Annotated in this window: 13 protein-coding genes; 4 read left to right on the top strand and 9 right to left on the bottom strand. The window is 50.9% G+C overall.

The window, feature by feature from the left end:
* Positions 1-4 precede the first annotated feature (4 nt).
* Positions 5-472, top strand: coding sequence for a tRNA (uridine(34)/cytosine(34)/5-carboxymethylaminomethyluridine(34)-2'-O)-methyltransferase TrmL (gene trmL / locus EBA_RS12370; protein WP_192374993.1), 468 nt, complete (start codon positions 5-7; stop codon positions 470-472).
* Positions 473-496: 24 nt separating this feature from the next.
* On the opposite strand, the gene EBA_RS12365 is transcribed toward trmL, so the two are convergent.
* Positions 497-991, bottom strand: a complete 495-nt coding sequence (locus EBA_RS12365) for a YchJ family protein (protein WP_192374992.1) — start codon at positions 989-991, stop codon at positions 497-499.
* A gap of 162 nt (positions 992-1,153) precedes the next feature.
* Here EBA_RS12365 and EBA_RS12360 point away from each other — a divergent pair, with 162 nt between their 5' ends.
* Positions 1,154-2,383 (top strand): dicarboxylate/amino acid:cation symporter, encoded by a 1,230-nt coding sequence (locus tag EBA_RS12360; RefSeq protein ID WP_192374991.1) that lies wholly within the window; start codon positions 1,154-1,156, stop codon positions 2,381-2,383.
* A 12-nt stretch (positions 2,384-2,395) separates the two neighbouring features.
* Here EBA_RS12360 and EBA_RS12355 read toward each other — a convergent pair whose 3' ends face one another.
* Positions 2,396-3,433 carry a GGDEF domain-containing protein gene (locus EBA_RS12355; protein ID WP_192374990.1) on the bottom strand — a complete coding sequence of 346 codons (1,038 nt, stop codon included), beginning with the start codon at positions 3,431-3,433 and terminating at the stop codon, positions 2,396-2,398.
* A gap of 553 nt (positions 3,434-3,986) precedes the next feature.
* Positions 3,987-6,017 (bottom strand): methyl-accepting chemotaxis protein, encoded by a 2,031-nt coding sequence (locus EBA_RS12350; RefSeq protein ID WP_192374989.1) that lies wholly within the window; start codon positions 6,015-6,017, stop codon positions 3,987-3,989.
* A 355-nt stretch (positions 6,018-6,372) separates the two neighbouring features.
* Between EBA_RS12350 and EBA_RS12345 the strand changes: the two genes are divergently transcribed.
* A complete protein-coding gene (locus EBA_RS12345; protein ID WP_192374988.1) occupies positions 6,373-6,768 on the top strand; it encodes a CBS domain-containing protein in 396 nt (131 codons plus the stop codon).
* A gap of 55 nt (positions 6,769-6,823) precedes the next feature.
* Here the strand turns inward: EBA_RS12345 and EBA_RS12340 are convergent, their stop codons facing one another.
* The 5 genes from EBA_RS12340 to greB form a co-directional block, all read right to left on the bottom strand.
* Positions 6,824-7,228 (bottom strand): hypothetical protein, encoded by a 405-nt coding sequence (locus tag EBA_RS12340; RefSeq protein ID WP_192374987.1) that lies wholly within the window; start codon positions 7,226-7,228, stop codon positions 6,824-6,826.
* A 283-nt stretch (positions 7,229-7,511) separates the two neighbouring features.
* On the bottom strand, positions 7,512-8,078 hold the full coding sequence (locus EBA_RS12335) for a hypothetical protein (protein WP_192374986.1): 567 nt from the start codon (positions 8,076-8,078) through the stop codon (positions 7,512-7,514).
* 184 nt (positions 8,079-8,262) lie between these two features.
* Positions 8,263-8,709: a D-aminoacyl-tRNA deacylase gene (dtd, locus tag EBA_RS12330; RefSeq protein WP_192374985.1), complete on the bottom strand. Its 447-nt coding sequence runs from the start codon at positions 8,707-8,709 to the stop codon at positions 8,263-8,265.
* Positions 8,706-9,116, bottom strand: coding sequence for a gamma-glutamylcyclotransferase family protein (locus EBA_RS12325; protein ID WP_192374984.1), 411 nt, complete (start codon positions 9,114-9,116; stop codon positions 8,706-8,708). The genes dtd and EBA_RS12325 overlap by 4 nt, the downstream gene beginning before the upstream one ends.
* Positions 9,117-9,283: 167 nt before the next feature.
* Positions 9,284-9,775: a transcription elongation factor GreB gene (gene greB, locus EBA_RS12320; RefSeq protein WP_192374983.1), complete on the bottom strand. Its 492-nt coding sequence runs from the start codon at positions 9,773-9,775 to the stop codon at positions 9,284-9,286.
* A gap of 58 nt (positions 9,776-9,833) precedes the next feature.
* On the opposite strand from greB, the gene EBA_RS12315 reads away from it, so the two are divergent.
* Positions 9,834-10,310, top strand: a complete 477-nt coding sequence (locus EBA_RS12315; protein ID WP_192374982.1) for an FKBP-type peptidyl-prolyl cis-trans isomerase — start codon at positions 9,834-9,836, stop codon at positions 10,308-10,310.
* Between the two features lie 128 nt (positions 10,311-10,438).
* On the opposite strand, the gene EBA_RS12310 is transcribed toward EBA_RS12315, so the two are convergent.
* On the bottom strand, positions 10,439-12,244 hold the full coding sequence (locus tag EBA_RS12310; RefSeq protein ID WP_225616220.1) for a TolC family protein: 1,806 nt from the start codon (positions 12,242-12,244) through the stop codon (positions 10,439-10,441).
* Between the last annotated feature and the right edge of the window lie 2 nt (positions 12,245-12,246).

The following is a 12,246-nucleotide window of genomic DNA, read 5'->3' as shown; positions in this document are numbered from 1 at the left end:
AACGATGATCGATATTGTCTTGTTCGAGCCGGAAATACCGGCCAATACCGGCAATATAATCCGTTTATGTGCGAACACCGGTGCGCATCTGCATTTAATCCAGCCTTTGGGCTTTGATTTGGACGACAAACGTTTGCGTCGCGCCGGGCTGGATTATCATGAATGGGTGAGCATTCGCCAGTACGGTTCGTTGCACGATTACGTCGAAAAAGCCCAGCCCCCACGTTTATTTGCGTTAACTACCAAAGGCAACACCGGTTATAGCGAGGTGCGCTATCAAACCGGAGATGCCTTGTTATTCGGCCCGGAAACGCGGGGCTTGCCAGCTGCATTTCTGAGTCAGCATCCGGCTGAACGGCAGCTTTATTTGCCGATGCGTAAGGAAAGTCGCAGCCTCAATCTCTCCAATACCGTCGCGATAGTGCTTTATGAAGCCTGGAAACAATTGGGTTTTCAGGATGCGTTACGCTGATCGGGTTTGGTTGAAAGACGGTTTTTAGCGCCCGCAGCAACGTTTAAATTTCTTGCCGCTGCCGCAGGAACAAGGCGCATTCTTGCCAGTGTCAGTCATCGCTGCGACTTTACCGGCTGCCTTGATCACGCCATCCAGATAGAGCCAACGCGAATGGGTTTTAACGAAACGACTGATTTCGTGCATGAAATAGTCTTCGCCGTCTTGTTGGTAGAATGCCTTAAACTCGACAATGCCTTTGTTGTCATGCGCAGTGCCTTTTTTTGTGCCGACTATGGTCAATTTTTGCCATTGCGCGGTTTCCTTGGAAAAGTCGATAGCTGCCGGCCGTTTGCCGGTGTCCCAAGTGTTTAATAAATAGTCCACGTCGCGCCGGGCATAAGCGCTAAAGCGCGAGCGCATCAAGGCTTCCGCCGTTGACGGGTAGTGTTTGCCGCCGTGATAACGGCCACAGCATTCCGGATAATGCAGGCCGGAGCCGCATAAACATGTTTCGGTGGTGTTTGTGGTTGTCGTCATAGCGGGTGATTTTACCGAAATAGCTAACCTTAAAGCTAATCTTCGCCGGTATCATGGGGACACCGTCCCTTTGTAGCGTTTCGAAACTGGTGGTTAGGTTTACGTTTCATCAATCCCAATATTTTTGGCTTTTAACGATAGCCGCGTTTTCAGGAGGCCGTATTGAAAGTCGCATTAAACACACAAATTTTTCTTGGCACTCTAGTTGGTATAGCGCTGGGATTAGGCTTTGCCAAGCTTGGACCGGAAGCTGCTGTTACCAAACAAGGTCTCTACTTTTGCGGTCTATTGAGTACTTTATTCATAGACTTGTTGAAAATGGTGTTGGTGCCCTTGGTGTTTACCTCCATCGCGGTGGGAGTCGCCAATTTGCGCATGCACAGCCAATTGCATCGGGTCTGGATGTCCACGCTGGGCTTTTTCGCACTGTCTATGGTCTTGGCTATTCTGTTGGGCCTAGGCGCAGCCAATTGTTTCGAGCCGGGAAAGGGCTTGAATTTGGACCTGTTCCAGAACGCTGGTCAGGATTTTGCAGCCAAGCAAATGACGTTTGCCGAATTCATCGCCAGCTTTCTGCACGGTCTATTTATCAATCCGTTCGCTGCTCTGGCGCAAGCCAATGTGCTGGCCATTGTGATGTTTGCGTTGTTGTTAGGTATCGCCTTAGTGGTGGGTGGCGACCGTTACCGTAATATATTGCTGTTGATGCAGGAAGGCTTGGAGTTGATGCTACGCTTGGTAGGCTGGATCATGCGGCTGGCGCCGTTCGGCATTATGGCCTTGCTGGCAAAGTTGCTGGCGACACAGAACATGGCATTGTTGAGCAGCCTGGCCGAGTTTATAGCGGTGGTGGTGGGGTCGACATTGCTGCATGGTTTCGTCGTGTTGCCCCTATTATTGTTTCTTGTCACCAAGCTTACGCCGTTAACGTTTTTTCGCGGTTCACGCGAAGCGTTGATAACCGCGTTTGCTACCAGTTCCAGCTCCGCGACATTGCCGGTAACCTTGCGCTGCGCTGAGCGGTATCTGCACGTTAAACCCAGTATCGCCGGTTTTGTGGTGCCGCTGGGCGCTACAATGAATATGGACGGCACCGCACTATACGAAGCTGCCGCAGCGCTATTTGTCGCTAATTTAGCAGGTATTGAGCTAGATTTAGCTCAACAATTGATCGTGTGTTTTACCACGATGATTGCCGCTATCGGCGCGCCGGGTATTCCTAGCGCCGGCATGGTGACCATGATGATGGTGTTGCAATCAGTAGGTTTGCCGCCCGAGGCCATTGCCATATTGTTACCAATAGACCGTATCCTGGATACCGTAAGGACCATGGTCAACGTCGAGGGTGATATGGTGGGCAGTTTGGTGGTGCAGCACCTGACTGAGCGCTAATGCCTGGCTTGCCTATGAATGTATTACCCGATTTCGGCCACTCTGCTTGGCTTTATACAGGGCGTTATCGGCTCGGACGATAAAGCTTTCCGGGTTGTCGCCTACTTGTAATCTGGCAACGCCGATCGACAGGGTGATGGTGCCTAGCGATTGATTATCATTTTTGCGCTGCAAGCGGCTGGCTTCCATCGCGTTGCGAATATTTTCGGATATTTGTATCGCCTTTTCTTGGCTGGTGTTGGGCATGATGATAGCCAATTCCTCGCCGCCGTAACGCGCCACGTGATGATGATCTTCTGCATGTTTCCTCATCAAAGACGCTACATATTTGATGACATTGTCACCGACGGTATGGCCGTAAGTATCGTTAACGCGTTTGAAATGATCTATATCCAGCATGGTCAGGCAGGCGGTATCGGGTTGGGATTGATCGATGATTTCGACTAAGGTCATGTCGAACGCACGTCTATTCAACAAGCCGGTTAAGCCGTCAGTAGTGGCGATTTGCCTGACTTCAGCCAGTTCGGTGCGTAATTGCTCCATTTCGTGATTAGCTTCAGTCAGCTTGGCTTGCATGGCTTGACTGGTCATTGCCAACGATTTGGTTTCCTGGATGATTTCCTGAAAGATAATTTTCAACCCGTCGGATATGGTGGAATTCTCCAAAATGACCGATTTTTTCTGAAAGCTGTCGTTGGTTTCTTCGGCTTTGTTATAGGTGTCGTTGATCGCGCTGGTGGCTTGTTCGATAGCCTTGTGCAACTGCTTGTTGATGTGCTCAAAAGATTCCAAAGACGCATTACAAATATGAGATCTGTAAAGCTCTACGCTGTTGTCGCAATCGAAGGACTTGTGTTCTTCGAGTAACAAATTCACGGCTTTGGTTAAGGCCGGGTTGCCACCGGCCACATAATCGTACCAAATCGCGTAATTGATAGGATTGGCCGCAACGTTATGACTCACCAGGAGTGGCAGGATTTGTTTGAGGTAGCCGGCGTTAAGGCTGGGCGAGAAATCGTAAAACGGTATGTAAGTGGTGCCTTTACTCATGTGGTTTTCATCGATAAACGTATAACGGTTTAAGTGTTGCTCGTGCTCGTATTATTAACCCTGTCACTGCTTTCGGCTTCCGGTTTGGCTTATCCGGCTTGTGATCTAAAAAACACTTCATTTTGCGTAGTCACTCGCCTACATAAAGGTAACTTAAAGCCGGGATTTTTCAACATGTCTGAAAAATAAGCTTGGGCAGACAGCTTTTGCTGTTTGCCTGAAGCTGGCATTAGGGCAGGGCTTCTGGGGGCCTAAGCCGTGTTTTTCGATGCCTACAACAACCCGGCGTGGTCTTCATAGAATATCAAAGCCCTGGAAGGAAAAGAAGGCGTCGGCGCAGGAGGGTCGCTGCAATTCAAACAGAGAGTGCCATGTAATCTATTGCGTACAGATTGTTTGAAACGCCAAGTTCGACAATTCCTGTTTCGATTGCCGCGTTTTTATGATTAGTTCGCCCACGGTTATCGGCCACTTAAAGCGGCCCGGACGTCCGCGCTTGCAGATCGGTAGGTAGTTCAGCCAAATTGTGGATCACGACAATTGATAGCCTTAGCTAATATGTCGCCGACTGGTTAAAAAAGGCGAAACAGGTTTTTAAGCTCTGCGTGGTTTCGGGTGGCAGGAATTCGTTGAATTTGACGCCGTAATGGTGCTCGCCGTCGACAGTTTTGTACCAAACTATGCTGCACGCCAGCTCCAGCGGTGGTTGAGTTTCATATTGCTGAATATTGTCATAAGGAATACGTAGCTGAATAGCGATGGCGCTGTTTACCGGCCGGGGTAGTGCTATGGGCATACGCAGACAGGCGCCGGACATGCTGAAATCAGCAGTGACCCCGTCAAGCACCAAGTCGTCGATTTCAATATGTGCTAGTAAATAATGGTCGCTGCGCGGGAATTTGCGATTTTCGTTGGCCGATGGCTTGGTCGTCCATTGCGAGTTGAAACTGAAGTGTTCGAGCATGGTGCGCATTTTTTCCGTGACCACATAAAGATCGTCGCTGATAGTCTGGGTAATATTCACTTTTGATTCGTTCTGGCCCAGCGCCTCAAATAGGGCTTGGACTCTGGTCTGCAACTGGTTGACGTTATCCAGTTGGTATTGGGTGATTTTGGAGATTTGTTGGGCGGTACCGGCGTTTTCTTCTATCTGGCCGACAATTTCATTAATCACCAGGCTGGTCATTTCAGCTTTTTCCATGCCTTGTTTAGTGGTTCGGATGATGGAACCCATCGCGAGTGTGTTATCTTCAATGATGTCGGTTAACTCGGCAATAATGCTGGCAATTTCGGCAGTAGCACCGGACGCGTTTTGTGCCAGTTTTCGCACTTCATCGGCTACCACTGCAAAGCCTCTGCCGTATTCACCAGCTCTGGCCGCTTCAATGGCGGCGTTTAACGCCAATAAATTGGTTTGTTCGGTGATGTTACGGATGGTGACGGTAATATCCTGAATTTGCCGATTGGCTTGGCGCAGGGCTAGGGTTTTAGCTTCCGCATTTTCCACTTCATTGACTACTCGATGCATTTCTTCAAGATTTTCGTTAACAGCGATAATACCTCTCTGCGCGGTGTTTTGCGTTTCTTGGGTGCGCTGGCGGATCTCGACCGAAAAGCGTTCGACTTCTTCGGTAGTGGCGCGTAATTCTTCGGTAGCTGCTTTTACATCAGAAGATTGGGCCTGTTCCGAACGGTTGGCATTGGAAATGCCCCCGGAAATATTGGATATTTGGTAGGAAGATTGGCCTATTTGCTTACTTACTGCGTTGATCTGGCGCATATGGGCGGTCAGTTCCTGGCCCATAAGTTTCATAATTGCCAGCAAACTGGTGGTGTCGTTTTTCTCGGTGGCGACATCAATGTCCAATTGGCCCTTGGCGATACTGCCGGCAATTTTAGATGCGTAGCTCGGCTCGCCGCCCAACACTGTAAATAGCTTTCGGGTTAGCCAGATATTAGTGGACACTATCAATAGCAAAGCCAAGCCGGCAACCGTGGCGCTGACGGCAAACATTTGGCTTTGCATCTGGTTTTGTTGTTGCGAGGCAGTGCTCACTTGACGTTCCAATTTGCTGGCAAGCTGATTCAGTTTATTGGCCAGGATTTCCGAGGCAGCGTCGAACCCATCCTCCGGGGTTTTCATAATAAGGTTGCCGGCTTCACGGCCGTGGTGAAAATAGGCATTCGCCATGAGTTCGCCGGTGGCATAAAGCGCGCCCACGGACTGATCGGCTTGGTTAATCTCTAAAGTTAATTCCGGCATCATCGCCAATAAACTCGCCAATTTGGCATGAGCGGCATTTTTTTCCGTCAAGGCTTCGTTGTAATCGTCTTCGCCAACCACGGAGGCATCGGTAAGAAACTGCTGGATTTGCACGACATGATAACGAACATCTTTAAACGCCAACGAAGCGTTTACCAGTCGCTGCTTTTCGGTCTCCGCTGTTTGTAGATGACTGTGGGTAATCCAGACAAAGACATTGCCAACTACCAGCAACGCAGCCACTGTCACCGTTAATACGGTTAGCAGTTTGCGTAAGGAGAAATCCTGGGATCCGGTTTGATTGCCATGGGGATCAAGCATTTTTGGTGTCCATTTTCAAAAGTACGTAAATGTAAGTTCGTACAAGTCTAGCTCGATAAGGCAGACGCATAGCTCTTTCGAGGGCATGCGAAATAATCAGCGATTCGGGAGGATTTTAATGAAGCCGGAATTGCCAAGGGTTTTCGTAGGTACTTACCGGTTTGTTGCCGCAAGTTTTGCCATTTTATCGAATGGCTTTTTAAGTGACGCCTGCAATTACGTCGGGGAATAATAAAACTAGCTAGTGCGAGGGATTTTTATAATAATTGCTTAGGACAGAGCTGAGCTGCGGCTGAACCGGTCCGTCGTATTACTGTCCGAGAATAGAATAAAAAATAATAATAGGAGGTACACCATGCTAGCCAAAATAGCTGTAGTCGATTACATGTCGACCAAAGTCGTTACCGTTACCCCCGATACCGAAATTTCTAAGGCGGTTAAGACTTTATTGGATAACAAGATCACCAGCGTGCCGGTTGTTGACGAGTACGGTAAGCTGGTGGGGATTTTTTCCGAAAAAGATGGTATGAAAGTATTCGTCGAATCCGCTTACAACCAAAGTATGGCCGGAACAGTGGGGGAGTTCATGACCAAAGACCCGCAAGTTGTTAATGCCGATGCCAGTCTGGTGGATGTTGCCAGTAAGTTTCAGGAAACGCCGACCAGGAGTTTTCCGGTTTTTCAAAACGGCGAGTTTGTCGGAATGATTAGCCGGGTTGATGTATTAAGAGCGTTGTTGGCCATTCGCTAGATGCTTTAATCACAGACAGCCATTCGCACACAATGTGCTGTTTGTGTATTCCGCCTCATTGCCGCACACCGGCAGATATATAAGTACCCATAATAGTGTCGGTGCAGGTCGCGGTAATTCTGGCGCCGTTTGTATAGCCTACGCCTTGCGCCAGCATTCCCCAAGCCTGGAATTGAAAACTATCGTTTTGCTGATCGATGTGGGTGCCGCCTGCAGTGGGAGCAGCTGAGTTATACCAATCACCGCTGATGTCGATTACCTGAGGAGGCAAAACTATTGCAGGTTTTTCCTTCTTTAGCGGCGCGTAAGGCGGCGTCGCAATCGCTTGAGTCAGAGTCGTTTCCGTAGCCTTCTGTTGTCCGGTCAATTTATCCCAGTTACTGATGATAGCCATGCTAATCGAGCCGTTGACACCAAAGATCGCAGCAACAATGGTGGGGTTGTGATTGGATTCGGCCATGACGTCCTCTATGGCAAAACAATAAGGTCTTTGGCCTAGTTGGCCGGATTCGAGAATTTAGCGCAGTTGTAAGCTATTCGGCAACGAAACAGATCAAGCTGATCAGGCGTCGAATAAGTCGGAGTGTAGGCGAGTATGGATGTAAATCTATTGCCGACACATGTCAGGCATTAGTTTTTTGAGAGGGGTAAGGGCTGGTGTACTAAGCCGGATTTGTATGGTGGGCTTAACTGCGGGTGGAGTAGCGGCCGCAGTTAAGCCCGATCCGATAGGCGATTACAAACTATTTATCGCATTTATGCGCGGAACCGCAGCAATCGGCCATGTCACCGCCGTGTTTTTTGCAATGATCGGCACTGCAATCATGCGCTGCGCCACCTTGATGATGGGCGCAATGTTGGCTGCTGCAATTGGCGGCGGCGGCTGCTTCGTGATGGGCACAATGTTCGGTGCCGCATTGGTGTGCGCTGGCATTGCTGTCTTGCGCGCAATGTTGTGCGCAGACTTTGTCTTTAGCGCCTGGGTGATCGGCGCAATGTTTTGCGCAATCGTGTTCGGCTGCGGCTTTATCAGCGCAATGCTTCAGACAGGCTTTGCCTTTTTTACCTTTGTGTTTGGCGCAATGCTCGACACAATTGTGTGCTGCGGCATCGGCTTTGTGTTTTGCGCAGTGTTCCGGGTTCATGGCCGGTGCTGCGGGTGCCGCATTAGCGGGGGCGGCGGTTTCAGCTGGTGCTGGTGCCACTACCGCGGGCTCAGCAGTTGCTTCGACCGGTTTTGCCGATTCGCAGCCCGTTAGGGTTAGCAGTGCAGGCAAGGCTAAGGCGATTAGCAAATGTTGAATTTTCATATGTATTTCTCGTGTGGTAATTAAGGTGGGGTAATTGTAGGGAGATGACGCGCGTTAGGCAAATTAAATTATGTTATTTAACACAGATCAGATGGGCTTTACCCTTGCTATCGGTTCCGCTGAGTACCGATTGTGTTACAAGGTTGCTCTAACTCCCTGTCTGATTTCCGATGTTGATGCCATGCTACTTTTCCACACATCGCAGCGTAAAAGTCACCGGACCATTGTTGATCAATGCCACTTTCATGTCCGCGCCGAACTCGCCGAACTGGCTGGAGGGGTATACTTCCAACGCCCGCTGCTGCAAGTAAGCGAATAACTCTCGACCCATTTCCGGCGCGGCAGCCGAGGCGAAACTGGGCCGGTTGCCGCTGTCGGTGTTGGCTGCCAAGGTAAATTGCGGTACCAGCAGCAGGCCGCCCTTAATATCGCGCAAGCTCAGATTCATTTTGTCGTCAGCGTCCGCAAAGATTCGGTAATTCAATATCCGTTCCAGCAGGCGGTCGGCTTGCTTGGGAGTATCAGTTTTCTCGACCGCCACCAAGGCCATGATGCCGGTGCCGATCACACCAATGTCGATGGTACTTACGGTGACTTTGGCTTGGGTCACGCGCTGGATGATGCTGATCATGATTTGTCCTGCAGATAGTTAAGGTAGTCGCCGCAATCGATGCGTTTTAGGCCAGTGAGAGGCCGATTGTAAAGATAGGTCCAGGCCGAAATAGTTTGTCCGTCCGGTAGGCTTACCGCCAATTCGCGGCGCATGTATTCATGAGGCTCCGGAAATTGCGCGGTGCATTCTTCGTAAATATCCAATGCCGACAATGTCTGTTCGGGGTCTTGCATTAAGTACAGCTCGCCTTTGACCAGAGTGGTACCAGCAGCAATAGCACCAGGATAGGCATCTATTGCAAATAGTTCGCCGCGCATCGATGCATCATTGATGTAAAGGCAAGTGCTCAGGAATGGGTGTTGGATTTGATTTTGGTGGTCTCTACGGAGTGTGCCGTAGACAAACAGGTAGTGCGGTTTATTCATGAATAAATGCGGTCGACCAATTCCTTGAACCAGCGTGGGCGGAAAGCCAGGATATAAAGTAGCGGCAAACCCATTAGCGGTATTGGGCCGAAGTCAAGAATGGTTAGCAGCAAAACGATGCAGAACCATTTGCAGCGGGTCAATGACGCATGTGAGTTCATAGTGCTTCAATAGCGGATTGCGGTGATGTAATAGCGCGTTTCCTGGTCAGCGTGGCGTATCGCCACTTCATCGTCCAGCATTTTTTTCAATAAGCCTTTGGCCAGCGGCGAATCCAAACTGATCAAGCCGCCCGTGGTATCGATTTCGTCGGCGCCAACTATGCGATACGTTATTTCCGTGCCATCCATGGTTTCCAGCGTCACCCACGCGCCGAAAAAAACCTGATCTTGTTTGGCCGGTTTTTCGGAAACCACGGTCAACGAGGGCAGGCGTTTTTGCAGATAATGAATCCGGCGGTCGATTTCCCGCAATTCTTTTTTCCGATATTGATACTCGGCATTCTCAGAGCGATCGCCTTCTGCGGCGGCGGCCGACAGGGCAATGGTTACGTCCTTACGTCGCTCCCAAAGCTGCTTCAGTTCTGTTTCCAGGGTGCGATAGCTTTCGGCGGTGACGTAAGGCGACGATTTAGGACCGGGCGGGCGCCAGCGTGACATGTTTTTTCGGGGAAAAGGTTATATGATGTCGGCTTTTTTTCATCCAGCGAAGACGCTTATGCAAATCACAGACAAAACAGCGGTTACTATCCATTATACCTTAACCAACCAAGACGGTGAGCAGCTGGATAGTTCCAGAGGCGAAGAGCCCTTGTTGTATTTGCACGGTGCAGGCAACATTATTGCCGGATTGGAAGCGGCGTTAAACGGCAAGCAAGCTGGCGATAAATTCAACGTGACCATCGCTGCCGATCAGGCTTACGGCGACGTGTCAGAGGAAATGGTCCAGGTCGTATCCAAAAAAATGTTCGACGGTATGGATATCGAAATAGGCATGCAGTTTCACGCGGATGTCAGCCATGGTCCAGGCATCATCACCATCGTTGAGATCGACGGCGACGACGTCACCATCGATGGCAATCACCCATTGGCAGGCGAAGATTTGACCTTTGACGTTGAAGTCATCGAAGTCAGACCGGCCACCGCCGATGAGGTTTCCCATGGGCATGTCCACGGCGCAGGCTGCCATCATTAATACCCTCCGTCCTTAATAGACAAACCAAGGACGGTTTGCAGGAGATGAATACGCCGGGTTTATGGGTAAATCTTGGCAAATGACAGGTTTGGGACGCAGAGGTGCAAGACTTTTGCGCCTCTTTAAATTCAATTGTTTTGCCATCCCAAATCCACCCGGCTATGTCCCAGCAAAGTTCCGGTAGCAAATGCCAGGTCTATCATCGACACTTGATAATCGCCGATGGCGCGCACCTCGCGCAGTTGCGCTTCGCCGAGACGAGTCAGGGTTTCCAGTACTTCGGTCATCGTCCGCAAGCCTTCCTTAAATTGTTTGAGTTCGGCATCGTAATTCAGGCCGGCCAGCACCACGTTTTGGCGGGTGGCTAGAATGCGTTGCCAGTTTTGGTTCATTTGATCCAACGCATCGTAGATTTCTCGGCGCACGCTCAATTCGCGTAGCTGTTGGCTGGTCAGGCGTTGCATGCGTTCTTGCACGGCGCGGTCCAGGCGAGCCCGGCGCAGTTCGTTGCTCAGCGGAATTTCCATGCGTAAGCCCACCGACCAGTCCGAGTAATTGCCGCTTAAGGTCTGGTCGAAAGCGCCGCTGTAGGACGAGGTATCGCGGCCCAAGGCAGCGTAGTTGTAATCCAGCATGAACATCGGCAGGGTTTGATTGCTGAGGTAGTCGATTTTGGTTAAGTCAGCCGCCAGTTTCAACTCCAATTCCAGCAATTCCAAGCGGCCGTCCAGCGCGCGTTGCGCCAGTTGCTCGCGGTCCAGATTAAACTCCAGCAGGGTCGGCGAGGTTTCGGGAATCAGCAGCGTTTGCGAATCCAGGTCCAGGCCGGGCGCGTTTAATAACAACTTCAACTGACGTTGGCGGGTTTTTAGGCTGGTTTCGGCAATAATCAAGGACTCCAGGCGTTCGGCCACGCCGATTTCTGCCCGGTTGATTTCGATGCTCGCTGTCAAGCCTTCCGCCACGCGTTTTCTGACCATGCTTAGATTATTGGAGGCGTTTTCGTACTGCTGGCGGCGCACGTCCAATTCGCCCCAAGCCACATACAGGCTCCAATAAGCCCGCTCGACCATGGCCAATACCCGAATCGCCTGCAAGCGGGTTTTGACGTCGACGGCTTGTTGCTCGTAGCGGGCGATACGGATGCCGGCGACGTTATTGGAAATCCCGGCGTCGCGCAGTAAGGGCTGGCTGATGGAAAACCGCAGCGCGTTTTGATACTGGTCGGAAGCGACGCCACGAAATTGCCGTTTGCCGTCGAACGGTGAACTGACGGTCACTTTGGCGCCGGTACGCAACGGAATGACGATCCCGGCCTCCATATCCAGCATCTCGGTTTCCTGCGGCACGGCGGTGAGTTTGTCGATTTCGTTTTTCAGTGGCGAATTTGAATCAACCGGAGTGAAGCTAACGACATCCAGATTTTGCGCCGGGGTGTTTTTCTTACCGTATTTGGCCTTGGCAAAGATTAAATCGTCGAACTTGGCTTCTTCCTCGCTGACCGCGGTGGCGGCGATTTTCGGGTCGGCCTGGGCTATTTTTAAATCCAGGTTGTTTTCCAAAGCCATACTCCGCACCGCCGCGATGGACAACTGCTTGCTCGCTTCCGGTGCTGCCTTGGGTAATTCCGGTTTCGTCGCGCTGGGCGGTGGCAGAATAGTCGCCGACTTGGGCCGGCCTTCCTTAAACTTGGGCAAGGCCTGCTCGACGGTCTGCGGCGGCAGCTGCGAGATCGCCGGCAGCGGCAAGCCCTCATCGGGCTTCAAGCGTTCTTCCACGCGCTTGACCAATTTGCGGTCGGGGCTGGTGTCGAGATATTGTCCGCAACTGACCAGCAAAGGTATCAGCAAGATTGTGCCGATACGTCGCCCGTAGGCTTGTAAGTGTTTGGCCGTAGCCCCTGATTGGTGTTGACGGGATGCAAAACGATTCATAA

Source organism: Methylomonas albis, assembly GCF_014850955.1.
Taxonomy (GTDB): domain Bacteria; phylum Pseudomonadota; class Gammaproteobacteria; order Methylococcales; family Methylomonadaceae; genus Methylomonas; species Methylomonas albis.
Note: the sequence above shows the minus strand (reverse complement) of the source record. Positions and strands in the feature narration are given on the sequence as shown.

What these genes read in the sequence shown, in the direction of transcription:
- EBA_RS12310 (WP_225616220.1), bottom strand. Translation starts at nt 12,244, where the DNA reads ATGAATCGTTTTGCATCCCGTCAACACCAATCAGGGGCTACGGCCAAA.
- EBA_RS12315 (WP_192374982.1), top strand. Translation starts at nt 9,834, where the DNA reads ATGCAAATCACAGACAAAACAGCGGTTACTATCCATTATACCTTAACC.
- EBA_RS12350 (WP_192374989.1), bottom strand. Translation starts at nt 6,017, where the DNA reads ATGCTTGATCCCCATGGCAATCAAACCGGATCCCAGGATTTCTCCTTA.
- EBA_RS12325 (WP_192374984.1), bottom strand. Translation starts at nt 9,116, where the DNA reads ATGAATAAACCGCACTACCTGTTTGTCTACGGCACACTCCGTAGAGAC.
- EBA_RS12355 (WP_192374990.1), bottom strand. Translation starts at nt 3,433, where the DNA reads ATGAGTAAAGGCACCACTTACATACCGTTTTACGATTTCTCGCCCAGC.
- EBA_RS12365 (WP_192374992.1), bottom strand. Translation starts at nt 991, where the DNA reads ATGACGACAACCACAAACACCACCGAAACATGTTTATGCGGCTCCGGC.
- EBA_RS12345 (WP_192374988.1), top strand. Translation starts at nt 6,373, where the DNA reads ATGCTAGCCAAAATAGCTGTAGTCGATTACATGTCGACCAAAGTCGTT.
- trmL (WP_192374993.1), top strand. Translation starts at nt 5, where the DNA reads ATGATCGATATTGTCTTGTTCGAGCCGGAAATACCGGCCAATACCGGC.
- dtd (WP_192374985.1), bottom strand. Translation starts at nt 8,709, where the DNA reads ATGATCAGCATCATCCAGCGCGTGACCCAAGCCAAAGTCACCGTAAGT.
- EBA_RS12340 (WP_192374987.1), bottom strand. Translation starts at nt 7,228, where the DNA reads ATGGCCGAATCCAATCACAACCCCACCATTGTTGCTGCGATCTTTGGT.
- greB (WP_192374983.1), bottom strand. Translation starts at nt 9,775, where the DNA reads ATGTCACGCTGGCGCCCGCCCGGTCCTAAATCGTCGCCTTACGTCACC.
- EBA_RS12335 (WP_192374986.1), bottom strand. Translation starts at nt 8,078, where the DNA reads ATGAAAATTCAACATTTGCTAATCGCCTTAGCCTTGCCTGCACTGCTA.